The 19,140-nt window shown below is 52.3% G+C and carries 16 protein-coding genes; 11 read left to right on the forward strand and 5 right to left on the reverse strand.

Annotated elements, in window-relative coordinates; all coding sequences use genetic code 11:
* Positions 1–135 precede the first annotated feature (135 nt).
* The gene (locus GA565_RS05355) at positions 136–858 is read left to right on the forward strand and encodes a tetratricopeptide repeat protein (protein ID WP_152197643.1); all 723 of its coding nucleotides are present in this window, start codon (positions 136–138) and stop codon (positions 856–858) included.
* A gap of 110 nt (positions 859–968) precedes the next feature.
* On the opposite strand, the gene GA565_RS05360 is transcribed toward GA565_RS05355, so the two are convergent.
* Positions 969–1,850 carry an MBL fold metallo-hydrolase gene (locus GA565_RS05360; protein ID WP_152197644.1) on the reverse strand — a complete coding sequence of 294 codons (882 nt, stop codon included), beginning with the start codon at positions 1,848–1,850 and terminating at the stop codon, positions 969–971.
* Positions 1,851–1,966: 116 nt separating this feature from the next.
* Between GA565_RS05360 and GA565_RS05365 the strand changes: the two genes are divergently transcribed.
* Positions 1,967–2,899: a LysR family transcriptional regulator gene (locus tag GA565_RS05365; RefSeq protein WP_152197645.1), complete on the forward strand. Its 933-nt coding sequence runs from the start codon at positions 1,967–1,969 to the stop codon at positions 2,897–2,899.
* Here GA565_RS05365 and GA565_RS05370 read toward each other — a convergent pair.
* On the reverse strand, positions 2,889–3,830 hold the full coding sequence (locus GA565_RS05370) for a LysR family transcriptional regulator (RefSeq protein ID WP_152197646.1): 942 nt from the start codon (positions 3,828–3,830) through the stop codon (positions 2,889–2,891). The genes GA565_RS05365 and GA565_RS05370 overlap by 11 nt on opposite strands.
* A 164-nt stretch (positions 3,831–3,994) precedes the next feature.
* Here GA565_RS05370 and lysA point away from each other — a divergent pair, with 164 nt between their 5' ends.
* Positions 3,995–5,266, forward strand: coding sequence for a diaminopimelate decarboxylase (gene lysA, locus GA565_RS05375; protein WP_152197647.1), 1,272 nt, complete (start codon positions 3,995–3,997; stop codon positions 5,264–5,266).
* 72 nt (positions 5,267–5,338) lie between these two features.
* Here lysA and GA565_RS05380 read toward each other — a convergent pair whose 3' ends face one another.
* Positions 5,339–5,662, reverse strand: coding sequence for a PTS lactose/cellobiose transporter subunit IIA (locus tag GA565_RS05380; protein ID WP_152197648.1), 324 nt, complete (start codon positions 5,660–5,662; stop codon positions 5,339–5,341).
* Positions 5,663–5,858: 196 nt separating this feature from the next.
* On the opposite strand from GA565_RS05380, the gene GA565_RS05385 reads away from it, so the two are divergent.
* The 5 genes from GA565_RS05385 (at position 5,859) to GA565_RS05405 (ending at position 10,326) form a co-directional block, all read left to right on the forward strand.
* Complete coding sequence (locus GA565_RS05385; protein ID WP_152197649.1) at positions 5,859–7,205, forward strand: PTS sugar transporter subunit IIC; 1,347 nt, start codon at positions 5,859–5,861, stop codon at positions 7,203–7,205.
* 20 nt (positions 7,206–7,225) lie between these two features.
* Positions 7,226–8,662, forward strand: a complete 1,437-nt coding sequence (locus GA565_RS05390; RefSeq protein WP_152197650.1) for a glycoside hydrolase family 1 protein — start codon at positions 7,226–7,228, stop codon at positions 8,660–8,662.
* A gap of 13 nt (positions 8,663–8,675) precedes the next feature.
* Positions 8,676–8,993 carry a PTS sugar transporter subunit IIB gene (locus GA565_RS05395; protein WP_152197651.1) on the forward strand — a complete coding sequence of 106 codons (318 nt, stop codon included), beginning with the start codon at positions 8,676–8,678 and terminating at the stop codon, positions 8,991–8,993.
* A gap of 83 nt (positions 8,994–9,076) precedes the next feature.
* Positions 9,077–9,850, forward strand: coding sequence for an FCD domain-containing protein (locus GA565_RS05400; protein ID WP_055772932.1), 774 nt, complete (start codon positions 9,077–9,079; stop codon positions 9,848–9,850).
* A gap of 2 nt (positions 9,851–9,852) precedes the next feature.
* Positions 9,853–10,326 (forward strand): GNAT family N-acetyltransferase, encoded by a 474-nt coding sequence (locus GA565_RS05405; RefSeq protein WP_152197652.1) that lies wholly within the window; start codon positions 9,853–9,855, stop codon positions 10,324–10,326.
* Between the two features lie 31 nt (positions 10,327–10,357).
* Here GA565_RS05405 and galR read toward each other — a convergent pair whose 3' ends face one another.
* The gene (gene galR, locus GA565_RS05410; RefSeq protein WP_152197653.1) at positions 10,358–11,362 is read right to left on the reverse strand and encodes an HTH-type transcriptional regulator GalR; all 1,005 of its coding nucleotides are present in this window, start codon (positions 11,360–11,362) and stop codon (positions 10,358–10,360) included.
* Positions 11,363–11,708: 346 nt separating this feature from the next.
* On the opposite strand from galR, the gene GA565_RS05415 reads away from it, so the two are divergent.
* The 3 genes from GA565_RS05415 to lplT all read left to right on the forward strand — a co-directional run bounded on the left by GA565_RS05415 (position 11,709) and on the right by lplT (position 17,891).
* Positions 11,709–13,967 (forward strand): molybdopterin guanine dinucleotide-containing S/N-oxide reductase, encoded by a 2,259-nt coding sequence (locus tag GA565_RS05415; protein ID WP_152197654.1) that lies wholly within the window; start codon positions 11,709–11,711, stop codon positions 13,965–13,967.
* A 556-nt stretch (positions 13,968–14,523) separates the two neighbouring features.
* Positions 14,524–16,692 (forward strand): bifunctional acyl-ACP--phospholipid O-acyltransferase/long-chain-fatty-acid--ACP ligase, encoded by a 2,169-nt coding sequence (gene aas / locus GA565_RS05420; protein ID WP_152197655.1) that lies wholly within the window; start codon positions 14,524–14,526, stop codon positions 16,690–16,692.
* Positions 16,689–17,891, forward strand: coding sequence for a lysophospholipid transporter LplT (lplT, locus tag GA565_RS05425; RefSeq protein WP_152197656.1), 1,203 nt, complete (start codon positions 16,689–16,691; stop codon positions 17,889–17,891). Before aas ends, lplT begins: the two co-directional genes overlap by 4 nt.
* A 103-nt stretch (positions 17,892–17,994) precedes the next feature.
* Here the strand turns inward: lplT and GA565_RS05430 are convergent, their stop codons facing one another.
* Positions 17,995–19,035, reverse strand: a complete 1,041-nt coding sequence (locus GA565_RS05430) for an NADP(H)-dependent aldo-keto reductase (RefSeq protein ID WP_152197657.1) — start codon at positions 19,033–19,035, stop codon at positions 17,995–17,997.
* Positions 19,036–19,140 lie beyond the last annotated feature (105 nt).

The following is a 19,140-nucleotide window of genomic DNA, read 5'->3' on the forward strand; positions in this document are numbered from 1 at the left end:
GTGGTGGTTCCTAATCATCCCAGAATGAGTGACAGTGTGCGAGAGGGCAATGCCCTACTTGTAAGGATGTTTTTCGTCCACCACAGTTCTATACCTTTGCCACAGTGGATCCGAAGCGATACAAAGGGGAGATCGATGAAATTTTGGTTGCCTGCGTTCTTAATTGTAGGCTGGTTTTGTTGCTCAAGCGTTTGGGCAAAAATTGATGAACCGGATATAAAAGCCGATTGTCTGAAAACGGGTATTTATGCGTCTGCCGGAAAAGCCGCTTACCAGCAGGGCGCCTACGCCAAGGCGCAGGACCTGTTCAAGAGTCAGGTTGCCTGGAGTGAATTCTGTCATTTACCCGAAGGCGCTACGGCAACGGCTTACAATAATATCGCTCTGACCTACATGCATTTAGGCCAATACGGTAAGGCAAAAGCCTGGTTAAGTCTGGCACCGCAGGATAAAAAGACCCAGTTCAATCTCGCGAAAATCGAGAGCCAACTTGCCGAGGCGCCACGCTCCAGCGGCCCTGCGGGGCTTTATTGGCAATATGCCGGACAGGGAAGCTGGAACACTATTGAGGTGAAACCGGAGGAAAGCCAGTTTGTCATCCACTTCAGCGGCCTGTATATGGGGGCGATGTCGCTCTATTACGGCCCGAACGTGGGGGATTTCTCAACCGTAACGGCGATTAAGGATAATCAGGCGGTATACCGCTCAATTGACGATGCCACCGCCGAAGGAACGAACTGTACGGTCACCATGAACTTTGCCGGCGAGAATCTAAGTCTGAAAAGCATCGGTGACTGTGGATTTGGTCAAAACGTCACGGCTTCTGGCGACTACGTGCGGGTGAGTGCAGCGAGCTGATGAGTTAAACATTCCTGCGACTAATGAGACGCTGGATTGCGCACCCTGGCCCTCCCCAAAGATTAGGGAGGGCTTTTTGAGTTATCCCCAAAAATATCTAAGCGGGTTTTTTACTGCGGCCACTTCATTTCGCCTTTCAGTACCTTGGCGGTTAACTCCAGCGAGCTTTCTTCCTTTAACTGCGGATAATGCGCTTTCATGGCGGCAATAAGCTGCGTGGAGTTCTGCGTTTTAGGCAGTTCGGCCTCAATAGTTTGCAGATATTGGCGAGTGAAGTTGACTGATTCCAGGTTCTGCGGCGCGCCCGGCAGGAAATGCCCCGGTACGACCACGGTTGGCTTCAGCTGCGTAATTTGCTCAAGCGAGGCTAGCCACTTCTGGCGTTGCTCTTTGGTTTGGCTGTCGGCAACCCAAACGTGCATGTTATTGCCATCAACCAGCACGCCGCCAACCACGGCTTTCAACGCCGGGATCCACACAAACGTTTTGTCGGCCATCACGCCTTTTATTTCAAGCTTATTCCCCTCGAGCCACAGCGTATTCCCTTTTAACACTTCAGGAACAATCACGCTGTCGGGCGCATTCTCACGCAGTTTCGGCCCCCAGAAAGTCAGCTTTCCGTCCTTAGTTGCATTGATAGTGTCAACCGTGGCCTGAGTAGCAACAATTTTTGCCTGCGGGAACGCCGCGTGCAGTGTACTCAGCCCAAAATAAAAGTCAGGATCTGACTGGCTGATATAAATCGTGGTGAGCTTTTTACCGGTGGCCTTAATTTTTTCGACCAGTTTTTGCGCATCGTTGCGCTGAAACTGGGCATCAATCAGCATCACGTCTTTATTGCCGCTGATGATTTCAGAAGAGACGGCAAACATACTCTGCTCACCGGGGTTATAAACGTCGAGTTTAAGGGGAGCCGGTTTCTCGGCGGCCTGTGCGCCCAGTGCGCTGGTCAACAGCACGGCGGCAGCGAAAGAGAGTGAAAGTAAACGCATGACGATTCCTCAGAGGTTTGTTATTAGGATGCTTGCCAAGAATTCTACGTTGCATAACTCGCCGGAAAAACCGGATAATGTGCAACTGTTTGTTGCATAAATCGGACGAATCATCGATGGATAGAATTATTGCTGCGCAGGTCTTTGTGGCGATCGTTGAGCGAGGATCGATGATCAACGCCGCTGAGTCGCTGAATATGTCACGGGCGATGGTGACCCGCTATCTATCAGAAATGGAGAAATGGTCAGGCGCGCGTTTGTTGCATCGTACAACGCGCAAGCTCAGCCTGACCGACGCCGGTGAAAATACCCTGTTGCGTTGCCGCCAACTGCTGCAGTTGGCGGTCGACATGGAAAGTGTGGCACAAGAGGGCGATCAGGCCCTGCGCGGACTGCTACGCCTGAGCTGTTCACAGTCGTTTGGTCAGGGAGCTGTAGTGATTGCAGTAGCGGAATTTTTAGCACGTCACCCGCAGCTCATCATTGATATGCAGCTAGAAAGCCGGTCGGTAAATCTGGTGGAGGAACGCATCGATCTGGCGCTGCGTATTACCAACGATCTCGATCCTAACCTGATTGCGCGTCCGCTGGCGCACTGTGATTCCGTCATTTGCGCTTCTCCTGCCTATCTGGCGCGCCACGGTACGCCGCGAAAGCCCGACGATTTGGCGCTGCATAACTGCCTGACGTACACCTATTTTGGCAAAAGCCTGTGGAACTTCGAGCGTGATGGCAAGAAGATCAGTGTGCCGGTCAGCGGCAATTTGAGTGCTAATGAATCACTGGTTTTACTCAGCGGCGCGGTAGAAGGCGTGGGAATTGTGATGCAGCCGGTCTATTCCGTGGCCTCGCTGATTGCCAGCGGCCAACTGGTGCGACTGCTGCCGGAATGGGAGCCGCAGTCATTGGGGATTTTTGCCATTTATTCGTCTAGACGGCAAATGCCAGTGGCACTGCGGGCGTTACTCGACTTCCTGGTTGAATGGTTTGCCGCTAATCCGCGCTGGATAAACGACGGCGCGAGTGTCGCACGCCGGGCTAAACCTTAAGTGCCGAGGCGAGGCGAGCGGGAAAGCGCGCGGCCTGCTGATGACAGTGGGCAATAAAGGTATCAACCAGCGCCGACGCCGGACGATGCAGTGGGCGAACCAGACTCACGGTAAAAGGCACGTTTTCACTAAACGGCCGCGCCACAATTCTGCCGCTTCCCTGACCCGGCGGACGCGCATACTCCAGTGCGGTCAGCGGATTCACAATCGAAACGCCAATTCCCTGCGCCACCATGCTGCACACTGACGCGGCGCTGTGCGTTTCCATCACCATCCGTCTTGAGATACCGCGTTCTGAAAATAATATGTCCAGCAGTTGGCGGTAATTGTCGGTCGCCGACAGGCTGATAAAATTCAGCGCACTAAAGTCCTGTGGCGTAATAATCGACTTTGCCGCCAGAGGATGATCGACCGGCAGTACGCAAACTTCATTCAGCGTCAGCAGCGTTTGCCTTTCGGTACCGGCGGGGGTATGCGGGTTCTCGGTGATGCCCAAGTCGTGACGCTGCGCCGAAAGCCACTCTTCCAGCAGCGGCGACTCCTGCGGCACAATGTTAAAACTCGCTTCGGGATACTGCTCAAGAAAAGGTTGGCACACCGCGGGCAGCAGCGACTGACAGAATACCGGCAGGCAGGCTACCGACAGCTGTGCCTGTTCAAACTGGCGGATCCCGGCGGCGGCATTGATAATTCTATCCAAACCGTAGTATGAGCGCTGAACCTCTTCAAACAGCCTAAGCCCCTGGGCCGTAGGGAAAAGACGCCCACGCAAGCGCTCAAAAAGCTGCAAATTAAGCAGTTTTTCGCAGCGGGCCAGTTCACGGCTTACCGTAGGTTGCGACGTTTGCAGCAGCAATGCTGCTTCGGTAAGGTTGCCGGTGGTCATCACGGCATGAAAAATCTCGATGTGGCGTAAGGAAAGAGCGGGCACTGGGTGAATCCTTAAGAAGGCGCAATGCCATATCATAAATGAATAGATTGCCACTAAATAGATATTTTATCCCCGAGGCAGCGACGGTCATAATGCAGCTATAACTGTTTAATCCTTAATATTTATCAATCGCTGTCACAGCGAGTTGATCATCGGAGAATGTGATGCCATTTGCACTGAATAATACTGATAATGCACTCAACGGTGATAACCTTCTAAAAGCCGTCAAGGAGTTTGGCTGTCCGATCTGGGCCTACGACGCGCAGGTTATTGCGCAACGAATCGCCCAACTCCGTCAGTTCGACGTGGTCCGCTTCGCCCAAAAAGCCAGTTCCAACACCCATATTTTACGCCTGATGCACCAGCAGGGAGTGAAAGTTGACTCCGTATCTCTAGGCGAAATAGAGCGAGCATTGGTGGCCGGTTTTAAACCGGGTTACCAGCCCGGCGAACACAGTGAGATCGTGTTTACCGCGGATCTTCTGGATCAACCGACGTTGGACCGCGTAACCGAGCTGTCGATTCCGGTCAATGCGGGTTCAATCGACATGCTGGAGCAGATTGGTCAGCGCAAGCCGGGGCATCCGGTATGGCTGCGTGTGAACCCTGGTTTTGGCCACGGACACAGCCAGAAAACCAATACCGGCGGTGAAAATAGCAAGCACGGCATCTGGTTTGGCGACCTGCCGAAAGCGTTGGAAAAAATTAACGCCTATCAGCTCAAACTAGTGGGGATTCATATGCACATTGGTTCTGGCGTTGATTATCAACACCTTGAGCAAGTGTGCGACACCATGGTCAAGCAGGTGATTGAGCTTGGTCATGATATTGAAGCGATTTCTGCTGGCGGCGGTTTATCGATCCCCTATCAGTTCGGCGAGGAGTCGATTGATACCAACCACTACTACGGTTTGTGGAACCGCGCTCGTGAACAAATCGCTGCGCATTTGGGGCATCCTGTGAGTCTTGAAATTGAGCCAGGCCGTTTTCTGGTAGCAGAAGCAGGGGTGTTGGTGGCGCAAATTCGCGCGGCCAAGTCCATGGGCCGCCGTCACTACGTGCTTGTTGATGCGGGCTTCAACGAGCTGATGCGTCCTTCAATGTACGGCAGTTACCACCATATTTCGGTGCTGCCTGCTGACGGCCGCGACCTCAGCCAGCAGCCGCTGCGTGAGTCAGTGATTGCCGGCCCTCTATGCGAATCCGGCGACGTATTTACTCAACAAGCTGGCGGTGGCGTTGAAACTCGCCACCTTCCCGAGGCTGAAATTGATGATTATCTGGTGTTCCACGACACGGGCGCCTACGGTGCTTCCATGTCGTCAAACTACAACAGCCGTCCACTGATCCCAGAAGTGCTGTTCGAAAACGGTGTTCCGCGCCTGATCCGCCGCCGTCAAACGATTGAAGAGCTGCTGGCGTTAGAACTTATCTAACTAAACTGACGCAGGGAAAACGCCGTGACGTACTGAACGTCGCGGCTTTTTATTGCCTTATTTTCCAATAATTTACTGATTTTTATCGAACATTTCGCGCCTGAGCAACACAATCTCCTCGGCCAGGTCACGGCACAGCATGGCGGTCATTAGATGATCCTGCGCGTGCACCATAATCAGCGTCATCGGGATTTTTCCGCTTCCCTCATCAAGCCCAATCAGCTGCGTCTGAACTTTATGCGCCTCGCGTGCCGCCGTTTGCGATGCCTCTAATTGCTGGTCTGCCTCATGCCATTCCTGCTTGCGGGCGCTTTGAATCGCCATCATAGCGCACGATCGCGCTTCCCCAGCATTGATCAACAGTTCCATTACAGTTTGTTCTAGGTCAAAACTCATACATAATTCCATATTGGTATGCCAAAATTAGCGTAATTCATCATATTGGAATTCCAATATTGGCTTCTGAGAATGCGATCACAGAAATAAAGTCTAATTAAGCTATTTTTGGCATACCAATGAGTGCTGGTTTTCAACACAACATACGTTCGACACCTAACAACAACACAACCATGCAATACGCAGAGGTGCTGTCATGTCTTATAAAGACCGTTTTATTGATTCTCTGGGGGGCTTTGCCAATACCTTTAACAGCCTGCGCTATATTATGGCGATTAAGGCCGCATTTATCACCCTGATGCCGGTGATTATTGTCGGTGCATTCTCCGTGCTTATTTCTAACATGGTGATGGATCCGAAAAACGGCCTGGCGCATTTCGAGATATTTTCGTTCCTCGCCACCCTTAAACCGATCATGACCAGTATTAATTATGCCACGCTGAGTTTTCTGACCATTGGCGCGGTATTTTTGATTGGTATCGAACTGGGAAAGATAAACGGTTCACGCTCGTTATTTCCCGGACTGTTGGCGGTAATCTGCTTTATTGCGGTCACGCCGACCACGCTGGATATGATGGTTAACGGGCATATGCAGGAAGTGAAAGACGTGTTGGCGAAGCAATTCTCTGATACTAAAAGTCTGTTCTTGGGAATGTTTATTGCCATTCTTGCGGTAGAAATATATTCCAAGCTTGAATCTTTCGACAGGCTGCGGATAAAAATGCCGGAAAGCGTTCCGCCCAACGTGTCTGCCTCGTTTTCTGCGCTGATCCCGGCAATTATTACCGTGGTATTGATCGCCACCTTTGGTTTTGTTTTCCATCAGATAACCGGTATTTATCTCTATGACGCCGTGTATCAGGTTATTCAGCGTCCTCTGGAATCTGTGATGCAAAGTCTGCCGGGGATCTTGCTGCTGATGTTTGTCGCTCAGCTGTTTTGGGTGATCGGCATTCATGGCAACCAGATGATTAAACCTATTCGTGAACCGCTGCTGCTGGGCGCCATCATGGTGAACATGACCGCTTTCGAGCAGGGTAAAGAAATTCCGAACATTATCACCATGCCTTTTTGGGATGTGTACATGAGCATTGGCGGTTCGGGCTGCACCATTGGCCTGCTGCTGGCGGTGCTGATGGCCACCCGTCGAAAAGAGATGAAAGAGATTGCCAAACTTTCGCTCGGGCCAAGCTTCTTCAATATCAATGAGCCGGTGATTTTCGGTATGCCGATCATGCTCAATCCAATCCTCGCCATTCCGTTCATTATCACCCCGCTAATTACCGGCACTATTGGTTATTTTGCTACCAGCCTAGGCTTTGCCGGACGGGCCGTTGTTATGGTGCCCTGGACCACACCGCCGGTGATTAATGCCTGGCTTTCAACTGCCGGTTCAATGGGCGCGGTGGTCACGCAGCTGGTGTGCATCGTGGTGGCGACCGGTATTTATCTGCCGTTCGTTAAAGTGGCTTCGCGCCGAGCCGAGCAGGCCCAGAAAGAGGCCCTGCAGAATCACTCCGCCGCCGTACAGCGTCCGGCCTGACTTTAAAATGGAGATAAGTCATGAGTAAGATTTCAATCACTGTTCCTGAAGATTTTATCCTTGGGGCCGCCTCTTCGGCCTGGCAAACCGAGGGCTGGAGTGGCAAAAAGGCCGGTCAGGACTCTTATCTTGACCTGTGGTACAAAAACGATCGTCACGTGTGGCACAACGGCTACGGTCCCGCCAAGGCGACAGATTTTATTAATCGCTACCAAGAAGACGTGGCCTTGATGAAGGCCAGTGGATTGACGCATTTCCGCACCTCAATCAACTGGGCACGTTTTCTTACCGATTATGAAAATGGCATTGTGGATGAAGAGTACGCCAGCTATATCGACAACCTGCTGGACGAGATGCACCGCGCGGGCATCGAGCCGATGCTGTGCCTCGAACACTATGAATTACCTGCCTATCTGATTGAAAAATATGACGGTTGGAGTTCTAAAAAGGTTGTGGAACTGTTTGTTCTCTATGCGGAAAAAGTCTTTGAGCGCTTCGCTGGCAAAGTGACACGCTGGTTTACCTTTAACGAACCGATTGTCGTGCAAACGCGCGTTTATCTCGACGCCATTCGCTGGCCGTACGAGCAAAACACCACTAAATGGATGCAGTGGAATCACCATAAGGTGCTGGCGACGGCAAAAGTTGTGGCGTTGTTCCGCGCCCAAGGCTATGCCGACAAGGGCAGTATTGGCGTCATACTGAATCCTGAAGTGACCTATGCGCGTTCGTCTGCGGCGCATGACCAACGGGCCGCGCATCTTTATGATCTTTTCTACAATCGCGTGTTTCTCGATCCACTTATTAAAGGCGAATACCCGCAGGAGTTGCTTAATCTCCTCGCCAGCCACCAGGTTGATTTTATTTATTCACAGCAAGAGCTGGATATTATTCGCGAGAATACCGTCGATGAAGTGGGGATTAATCTTTATTACCCGCATCGGGTGAAAGCACCCAGCCGAGAGTGGAATAAAGAAACGCCTTTCCATCCTGCTTATTATTACGAGCACTTTGAACTGCCGGGCCGTCGAATGAACAAGTCCCGCGGCTGGGAAATTTATCCAAAAATCGTTTATGACATGGCGATGCGCATGAAATCCGAATACGGCAACAAGCCGTGGTTTATCTCGGAAAATGGCATGGGCATCGAGGATGAAGGCCGTTTCCGTGACGCGCAAAGCGGAGAGATTCAGGACGATTACCGCATTGAATTCGTCGCCGAACATATTTATTGGGCGCTGAAGGCGCGCGAGGAGGGGGCCAACTGTCTCGGTTATATGTTGTGGGCTTTTACCGATAACGTTTCTCCCATGAATGCCTTTAAAAACCGCTACGGACTGATCGAAATAGACTTGGAAAATCAGCGCCAGCGCCGTCGCAAGAAATCCTCCCACTGGTTTAAGCAGTTGGTGGATGAGCGGACACTGTCATTAACCTTGGACGATGAAGAAAAATAACCCGGAGAATATTATGAAACGTATTGTTTTAGCCTGCTCGGCGGGTATGTCCACCTCACTGGTGGTGACCAAAATGGAAAAAGAGGCGGCCGCGCGCGGGCTTGAATACAAGATTTACGCCATTCCTGAACAAAACCTGCGCGATGAGCTGGAAGCTTTTGGCCAGGATGTGGTCGTCGTGCTGCTTGGCCCGCAGGTTCGCTTTAAACTGACTGAAAATAAAAAGCTTACCGACCGCTATCAGATCCCTATCGCGGTGATTGATACTGTGGCCTATGGCACCTTAAATGGTGCAAAGGTACTCGATCAGGCGCTGGGTTTGGTAGACTAGGCCACAAAGAGGGCCGCTTCTCCCCGTGAGGCGGCCTGTCACGGGGCATATTTTGCGGTTTTTGCCGCGCGTAAGGTGAGAAAGTGGATAAGGCCGTGGTTTCGCAGGAAAGAAAGCAATATCAGGAAATTGGTCACGATCTGCGTGAAAAAATCAAACAGGGACATTTTGCGATTGGCTCGCGCATGCCCCCTGAGCGGAATATGGCCGAAACCTATGGCGTGAGCCGCACCATCGTACGTGAAGCGCTGCTGATGCTCGAACTCGAAGGCATTGTCGATATCCGACAAGGTTCGGGTGTTTACGTGGTGCGCATTCCTCTTGAGGAAGAAGGGCAGGATGATTCGCTGTATCAAGGGCAAATAGGGCCGTTTGAAATTCTGCAGGCGCGTCAGCTCCTCGAAAGTAATATCGCCGCCTTTGCCGCCAAAATGGCCACTAAATCAGACATTGAAAATTTGCGCCGCACCTTGGAGCAGGAGCAAAGCGCCATCGTTGCCAACGACGAAAGCGGCGACAACGACAAACTGTTTCACCTGCTGATTGCGGGTGCAACGCAAAATCAGATGCTTCTCGATTCAGTTAAAAATATTTGGGCGCACCGTGATTCCAGCCCACTCTGGAAACAGTTGCACAGTCATATTGCTACCCGCGGCTATCGCCTTAAGTGGTTAGCCGACCATCAAAATATTCTTGCCGCACTGCGCCGTCGCGACGTGATGGGCTCATACCAGGCGATGTGGCAGCATATGGAAAACGTCAAAAATACTCTGATGGAATTGTCTGACGTCGATGCGCCGGAGTTTGACGGCTATCTGTTCGAATCGGTGCCCATTTTTCAGGGTAAGCTGGTATAGCCATGATACGCATTGAAAATTTACGTGATCATCCGCAGTATCGCGACAGGGTTATCGACTGGTTGTGGCAGGAGTTTGATGCCGAAAATACGCGGGAGTTTTTCTCCAGCGTCATTGATAGCAGCCTGAATACAGCCGATTTACCGCTAACGTTTATTGCGTTGCAGGGCACAAAAATTGTGGGTACCGTCGGCCTTTGGCGCTGTGATTTAATTAGCCGTCAGGACTTAACCCCGTGGTTGGCGGCGCTGTATGTTCACCCGGAGTGGCGCTCGCAGGGAGTGGGCCAGCAAATGCAGCGCTTCATAAAAGAATACAGCCAAGCAGCCGGATATGAACATCTCTATCTTTGGGCAACGTTTTCAGGCTATTACGAGCGCTACGGTTGGCATTACATGGGGAACGCGCTGGATTATCCCAACAAATCAGTACGCATCTATAAATGTCACCGCTACCCCGATGACGTAGGTTTATAAATTTATTGCCTCATAAACGTTTAAATTTTTTTCACTGATTCGGCACACTGACTGAGTGACGGCGGACTAGGGTTGGGCTAAACATATGCGTTGTTTCGGGTAGCGGCTGGCCGCTGGCCAAGGCAAGGGCAAGCTGGGCGGCCTGATTGGCCATCGCCACGACGGGATAACGAATAGTGGTTAATCTCGGGCGCAGGTAGCGCGAAATTAATACGTCATCGAAACCAATCAGTGAAATCTCGCCCGGCACGTCAATGCCGTTATCACTCAGAACGGAAAGCGCGCCTGCGGCCATCGGGTCGTTATAGCAGGTTACGGCGGTGAAGTTTTTACCGTGGCCGAGAAGCTCGGTTATCGCCTGTTCGCCACCGACCTCATCCGGTTCGGCGGAAACAATAAGCCGTTCATCCACCGCAATTCCGTGCTCTGCCAAGGCATCGAGATACCCCTGCAGCCGGTCGCGGGCATCGGAAATATTGTGATTTGAACACAGAATCGCAATGCGCTGATGTCCGGCCTGAATCAAATGTCGCGTGGCGAGCCAAGATCCGTAGCGGTCATCCAACGCTACGCAGCGGTGTTCGAACTCCGGTAAAGTTCGGTTAATCAACACCATGCCGGGGATCTGTTTCATCAGGCTGCTCAGTTCATCTTCCGGCAGCATCTTGGCGTGAACCACCAGGGCCGCACAGCGGTGGCGGATTAACTGCTCAATTGCCTGACGCTCTTTGTCTACGTTGTGATAACCGTTACCAATCAGTAAAAAATTGCCGGTGGCGTAGGCGACCTGTTCCACAGCTTTAACCATCGCGCCGAAAAAGGGATCCGAGACGTCGGCGACAATCAGGCCCAATGTTTCGGTAACCTGCTGTGCAAGGGCGCGGGCGTTGGCATTAGGATGATATTGCAAATGTTGCATTGCGCTCATTACCGCATCGCGCGAGCTTTCACTGGCTTTTGGGGAGTGGTTAATCACGCGTGAAACTGTAGCCACAGAAACACCCGCCAGTCTTGCGACATCCTTAATCGTAGCCATTATCAGTATCCAACGTATTGAGGGTAAACGTTTACATGGTGCAGTTTTGCGGAAAATGCAGGTGTCCGCAAGGGGTGTAGATCGCAACTTCACAAGCAAGCGTATTGAAACGGCGAATAATACTCGCCTAATCTTCATAAATTAAGCCTTTCAGTCCGCGGAATCTGCGCAACGGCCCTAAATGGCTCAATTCGGCGCCTTTATCTGCATTTGTGCTTTGAGTCTCACCGGCAGGATTGCTATTTTGTCAGCTATAACGCTTTTTTAGAAAAAATGGCTCTCCCCAACTACGACGGGCGATGGCGCGACACTTTCAATTTTATATAACACCTGCACAGAGAGAATCATGTCTATAAAACGCTACCCGCAGCTGGCTCACTGGGGAGCCTATACGGCCGTTGTGGAAAACGGTCGTTTGATCCGTTGCGAACCTTACTCTGCGGATGCCGATCCCTCACCAATGCTTGCCTCTATTCCTGAACTTGTCTATTCAGACAAGCGCATACGCAAACCTGCCGTGCGCCGTTCGTGGCTGAAAAATAGAGAAAACAGCGACAGAACGCTGCGCGGGCGCGAAGATTTTGTTGAAGTAGACTGGGACGTGGCGCTTGATTTGGTGGCCGACGAAAACCGCCGCGTCCGCGACCGCTATGGCGCATCCGGCATTTTTAACGGCTCTTACGGCTGGTCTTCTGCTGGGCGTTTACACCATGCGCGCTCGCTGGTACGCCGTTTCTACTTTGCCGGTGGCGGTGGCGTTGACCAGCAGGGGAATTATAGCTGGGGTTCGGCACAGTTTTTTCTGCCTTATGTGATAGGCACCTACACTCCGTTGACCGGCCGCGTAACCACCTGGCCGAGCGTGGTCGAACACTGTGATATTTTGCTGGCCTTCGGCGGACTGGCGCTGAAAAATGCGCAGGTTGCCTCGGGTGGGGCAGTGGAACATACCCTAAAACCGGCGCTCGAGCAGTTGGCTAAAAAGCGCACGCCAATCATTAATATCAGTCCGATGCGCGACGACTGCCCGGAGTTTGTTAACGCTGAGTGGATACCCATTCGTCCCAATACAGACGCCGCGCTGATGATGGCGATAGCCTTTGAGATTCAGCGAAAAGAGGCGCAGGACAGCGCGTTTCTGGCTACACATTGCGTCGGTTACCCGCAGTTGGCAGACTATCTTACCGGTGCTAAAGACGGCGTGGCGAAAACGCCTGACTGGGCCAGTGCAATCACTGGGATACCCGCCGAACGCATCGCGCGGCTCGCCGATCAGTTGATAGGTGTACGCAGCTTTATAACCTGCTCTTATTCGGTTCAGCGCGCCCACCGCGGCGAGCAACCTTACTGGATGATGATTGCACTTTCGGCGATGCTGGGGCAGGTGGGACTGCCGGGTGGCGGCTTCTCGTTTGGTCATGGCTCAATGAACAGCGTAGGCAATCCGCGCTTTGATACGCCGGGACCGGCGGTTAGCACGGGTCCCAATCCTTCCGGGCTGTCGATCCCGGTTGCGCGCATCAGCGACATGTTGCTCAACCCTGGACAGCCTTATGAATTTCAGGGCGAGACGCTAACGTATCCTGATATTCACTTGGTGCACTGGGCGGGCGGTAATCCGTTTCACCATCATCAGCAGCTCAATCGGCTGGTTAAAGGCTGGCAAAAACCTGACACCGTGATTGTGCAGGATAACGTCTGGACCTCGGCGGCCAGCATGGCCGACATCGTGCTGCCGGCAACGACGTCGCTGGAACGTAATGACATCGGCGGTTCATCCCGCGATCGCTACGTGCTGGCGATGCATCAGGCTGTGGCCCCGCAGCATCAGGCGCGCAACGACTATGACATTTTTGCCGATCTGGCCGAGCGTCTCGGTTATCGTGAAGCCTATACGCAGGGCAGGGATGAGGATGCCTGGCTGCGTCAAATTTACAAACAGTGTGGCGAAGCGCAGCACGGCACCGAGATTGAATGGCCTGATTTTGAAACCTTTTGGGAGCGCGGTTTTGTCGAGTTGCCGAAGCCTGAAAAAGATTACGTATTTTTTGAATCGTTTCGTAAAAGTCCGCGTGCTAACCCGCTGGGAACGCAAAGCGGCAAGATTGAGCTATTCAGCCAAAAAATTGCCGATTATCACTATGAGGACTTTGCACCGCATCCGCAGTGGCAGCCGCCGATTGAATGGCTGGGGTCTGAAACCGCCAAAAAGTGGCCGCTGCACCTGATTTCTATCCAGCCGAAGGATCGCCTGCACAGTCAGCTGGATCAGACGTCGCTGGCACAAAGTAACAAAACAGCCGGTAAAGAGACGCTTTACATGCACCCAGAAGACGCGGCGATGCGAAATCTGAAAGAAGGCGACCTTATAAAAGTCAGCAACGAACGGGGCAGCTGTCTGGCCGGCGTTTCCTTAAATGACGGCATTACCCGTAGCGTAGTATTGATGGCGACCGGGGCCTGGTTTAATCCGGGTTTCGGTAAAAAATGGAGTGAAACTGAGCAGGCTGGTAACCCAAACGTATTAACGCTGGATATCGGTACCTCAAGGTTGACTCAGGGGCCAAATGCGATGAGCTGCCTGGTTGAAGTATCGGCTGTTTGAATCTCACCGCTGGTTACACTTTGCGGCGTAATGTTGCGATTGCCCGCTGGTTGTCAGAGGGCCTAAGCGGCTACATTAACAGTCCCAGAGGTATTGATTGGTGAATCATCAACATACAGTGTGTGTTGATACCGATTGAAATTGCACCAACCTACGCAGATGCGTAGGTTTTTTTTTGCCTTTTGTCCAAATTTAACCTCTAAGTTACATTAACCAAACCTCCACTTTACATTCCCTGTGGCAATTTTACAGTTGGTTGCAGTTTGCGCAGAACTCTTGCGATTGAAAGGTAGTGCATTATCCCGCGCTTCTCTAATGTTGGTGGTCCCAGAGGTATTGATTGGTGAATCATCCAACATGTTCTGCATGTTGAAACCGATTAAAATTGCACCAACCTACGCAGATGCGTAGGTTTTTTTTTGTCCTTATTTCATCCTTATTTTGTTCTGATTTTTTCCTTAAAATCCCATAGCTGTCGTCAAAGAAAGCTCCGCTATGCTAACCTCGTTAACTGCCTGTTCTCATTCGGATAGGTATAAATTTTGAGGAGAACGGAATGCTCTATCGGTTATTACACTCATTTTTCCGCGCACTGTTTAAGGTGATATTCCGCGTTAGCGTAACCCCTGCTGATGCCGCTTTTAGCTATCCGAAAATGCTGCTGACTCCCAACCACGTTTCGTTTATTGACGCGATGCTGCTGGTACTTTTCCTGCCGATAAAACCGGTGTTTGCCGTTTACTCCAATATTACCGAGAGCTGGTACATGCGCTGGCTCAGCACTTACATCGACTTTGTGGCGCTTGACCCCACTAAACCGATGGCAATAAAGCGTCTGGTACGTGAAATAGAGAAAGGGCGGCCGGTGGTTGTGTTTCCAGAAGGGCGTATTACCGTGACCGGTTCGCTCATGAAAATTTATGATGGCGCGGCCTTTGTGGCAGCGAAATCTCAGGCAACGGTTATTCCTATCCGCATTGATGGAGCGGAGTACACCCTTTTCAGCCGCCTGTACGGCAGCTTCAAACTGCGCTGGTTCCCTAAAATATCGATTAACGTTCTTCCGCCGCAAACCGTGACAATGCCCGAAGCTCCCCGCGCGCGTGACCGCCGCGTACTGGCCGGACAGCAACTGCACAGCATCATGATGGAAGCCAGAATGGCAACCCGACCTCCAGAAACGCTGTATCAGGCGCTGTTATCCGCGCAAACACGCTATGGTCGCCGTAAACCCTGCATCGCCGATATCTCGTTTAAAGAAGATAGCTATCAGGGACTGCTTAAAAAATCACTTGGCGTGAGCCGCATTCTGCAACGCTTTACCCTTGAGGGAGAGCACGTTGGCATGTTGTTGCCCAATGCCACCATTACCGCCGCAGCTATTTTTGGCGCTTCAATGCGCAATCGTATTCCGGCGCTGCTGAACTACACCTCCGGTGCCAAAGGAATAAAAAGCGCGGTGAAAGCGGCGCAGATTCAAACCATCGTCACCTCGCGCCAGTTTCTGGAAAAGGGAAAGCTGACCAACTTGCCGGAGCAGGTTACCGAGGTTAAATGGGTTTATCTTGAGGACTTGAAAGACACGGTGACGCGTGAAGACAAGCTGTGGATCCTCTTTCACCTTATTTTCCCGCGTCGTGCGATGCTGCATCAGCAGCCGGATGATGCAGCGCTCGTGCTGTTTACCTCGGGTTCGGAAGGGAACCCCAAAGGTGTGGTGCACTCACACGCCAGCCTGCTCGCCAACGTTGAGCAAATTCGTACTGTGGCCGACTTTACCCCGCGAGACCGATTTATGTCGGCGTTACCGCTGTTCCACGCTTTTGGGCTGACGGTGGGGTTGTTTACACCCATAATCACCGGTGCGCGCGTTTTTTTATATCCCAGCCCGCTGCATTATCGCATTGTGCCTGAACTGATGTACGACCAGAACTGCACTGTGCTGTTTGGCACCTCCACTTTCCTCGGCAACTATGCCCGTTTTGCTCATCCGTATGATTTTGCACGTGTGCGCTATGTGGTGGCCGGCGCAGAGAAGCTGGCTGAGAGTACTAAGCAAATCTGGCAGGATAAGTTCGGTCTGCGCATTCTTGAAGGCTACGGCGTGACCGAATGCGCGCCCGTAGTGGCAATTAATGTGCCGATGGCCGCCAAAGTGAACACCGTGGGTAAAATTTTGCCGGGTATGCAGTCGCGCCTGATGACGGTACCGGGTATCGAAAAGGGGGGGCGTCTCCAGCTGCGCGGCCCCAACATTATGAAAGGCTATTTACGGGTCGAAAATCCCGGCGTACTTGAAACACCTGCTGCAGAAAATGCCCAGGGCGAGATGGAAGCAGGGTGGTATGACACGGGTGATATCGTTACGCTTGATGAGCAAGGCTACTGCGCCATTCGCGGCAGGGTAAAACGCTTTGCGAAGCTGGCCGGTGAAATGGTGTCGCTTGAAAGCGTTGAGTTACTTGCACTCAATGCTTCACCGGACGAGCAACATGCCGCCACCTCGCGCAGCGACAGCGCCAAAGGGGAAGCACTGGTGCTATTCACCACTGACCCGCAGTTGGCGCGTGAGCAACTTTCAAAAAGCGCCCGCGAGCTTGGCATCCCCGAGCTTGCCGTTCCGCGCGATATTCGTGTCGTTAAAGCTCTGCCGCTTTTAGGCAGTGGCAAACCCGATTTTGTTACCCTGCGAGAGATGGCAGAAACACCGGAGAGTAAAGCATGAGTAAACCGCTGGGGAGCGAATTTCCCTTGATGTCCCGTAGCATGACTGCCGTCATTGTTGCGCAGTTTTTATCTGCCTTCGGTGACAATGCGCTGCTGTTTGCCACGCTGGCGCTCATTAAGCAGGAACTTTATCCTGACTGGAGCCAACCAGTGCTGCAAATGGCTTTTGTCGCTGCCTATATTATTCTCGCCCCTTTCGTCGGTCAGTTTGCCGACAGCTTCGCCAAAGGGCGCGTGATGATGTTCTCCAATGGCCTGAAGTTGCTGGGCGCTTTGGTTATCTGTTTCGGTTTTAACCCGTTTCTCGGCTACGGGCTGGTCGGCGTTGGCGCGGCTGCTTATTCACCGGCCAAGTATGGCATTCTTGGTGAAATAACCTCTGGCGATCAGCTGGTTAAAGCGAATGGCCTGATGGAATCTTCGACGATTGCGGCTATTTTACTGGGATCCGTAGCGGGTGGCGCATTGGCAGACTGGCATATCACCGCGGCACTGATGATTTGCGGTTTAGCCTATGCGGCCGCGGTGGGGGCGAATATTTTTATCCCCAAACTGGCTGCGGCACGCCCCGGGCAGTCCTGGAACCCGCGCCGAATGTCTTCTACCTTCTTCAGCGCCTGCCGCACCCTTTGGGCCGATGGTGAAACGCGTTTCTCGCTGGTAGGCACCAGTTTGTTTTGGGGCGCGGGCGTGACGCTGCGTTTTCTGCTGGTGCTGTGGGTACCGGTCGCACTCGGTATTACGGATAACACTACGCCTACGCTGCTGAACGCGATGGTGGCAGTCGGCATTGTGCTAGGTGCCGGTGCCGCTGCACGGCTGATAACGCTTAAAACGGTTAAACGCTGTCTGCCTGCGGGCATCGGTATTGGCGTGGTGGTGACGTTATTTACTCTTCAGCACAGCATGATAAATGCGTATGTGCTTTTGGCTTTGATTGGGGTCCTAGGGGGCTTCTTTGTGGTGCCGCTGAATGCGTTGCTGCAGCATCTGGGTAAAAAAACGGTAGGTGCGGGAAATGCAATTGCGGTGCAGAACCTCGGCGAAAACACGGCAATGTTGCTGATGTTGGGGTTGTACTCGCTGGTGGTGATGCTGGGTGCACCGGTGATTGCGATTGGCGTGGGCTTTGGGGTGATATTTGCGTTAGCAATTGTCGGACTGTGGTTATGGCAAATTAAACAGCAGCGTACATAAGCTCGACGAGAGTGATAGAAAAATCCCCTATCGCATCGGTAGGGGATCACATAAAAGTCCCCTGCCCATCAATCGGGAGGGGGGGGTCGCCATCGGGCGATGATTAAGGTGCAGGAATAGTGAAACGTTTGTGGATAGCTTCCAGCGCGTTGATCACCTCTTCATCCAGCGTTAAATCCTGACTATCGATATTAATCTTCAGCTGTTCCAGCGTCGTTGCACCAAGTAGGGTACTGGCGACAAACGGCTGTTGACGAACAAACGCCAGCGCCATCTGCGAAGGATCCAGATTAAGTTTTTTGGCCAGACCAACATATTCGACCACCGCGGCCTCTGACTGGGCAGAAGAGTAGCGAGTAAAGCGACTGAACAGCGTATTACGCGCACCTGCCGGTTTAGCGCCGTTGAGATATTTGCCGCTCAGTGTACCGAATGCCAGGCTTGAGTATGCGAGCAGTTCAACGCCTTCGTGCTGGCTAATTTCAGCCAGGCCAATTTCAAAACTGCGGTTAAGCAGGCTGTACGGGTTTTGAATTGAAACAATGCGCGGCAGGTCGTGCTTCTCCGCCAACTGCAAATAGCGCATCACGCCCCATGGCGTTTCGTTCGACACGCCGATGTAGCGAATTTTACCGGCACGCACCTGTTCGTTCAACGCTTCCAGTGTTTCCAGCAGCGTGACTGCAGAATTATCCGCACTGTAGGTATAACCCAGCTTGCCGAAGAAGTTAGTTGGGCGCTGCGGCCAGTGCAGCTGATAAAGGTCGAGATAATCAGTATTCAGACGCTTCAGGCTGGCATCCAACGCTGCGCGGATATTCTTGCGATCCAGTACCTGACCTGGGCGAATTGAGGCATCATTGCCGCGAGAAGGCCCCGCCACTTTACTCGCCAGAATGATTTTCTCACGGTTTCCGCGCGCCTTGATCCAGCTACCGATATAGCTTTCTGTCAGACCCTGAGTTTCCGGGCGTGGCGGAACCGGATACATCTCTGCGGTATCGATCAGATTGATACCCGCCGCAAGGGCATAATCGAGTTGCTGATGAGCTTCGGCTTCACTGTTTTGTTCACCATAGGTCATGGTGCCCAATCCCAGTACGCTCACTTCTAAAGAACTGTGGGGTATACGGTGATATTGCATTGCCTGTCTTCCTTAGTGTCTGAGAATGTCTGGCTGGCGCTTCAATGTTGTGCCCCGCTATAGACAGGGACGTGCTTTGTTATAGCCAAAAAAACGCGTATCGCA

The sequence above is a fragment of the Rouxiella sp. S1S-2 genome (assembly GCF_009208105.1).
GTDB lineage: Bacteria > Pseudomonadota > Gammaproteobacteria > Enterobacterales > Enterobacteriaceae > Rouxiella.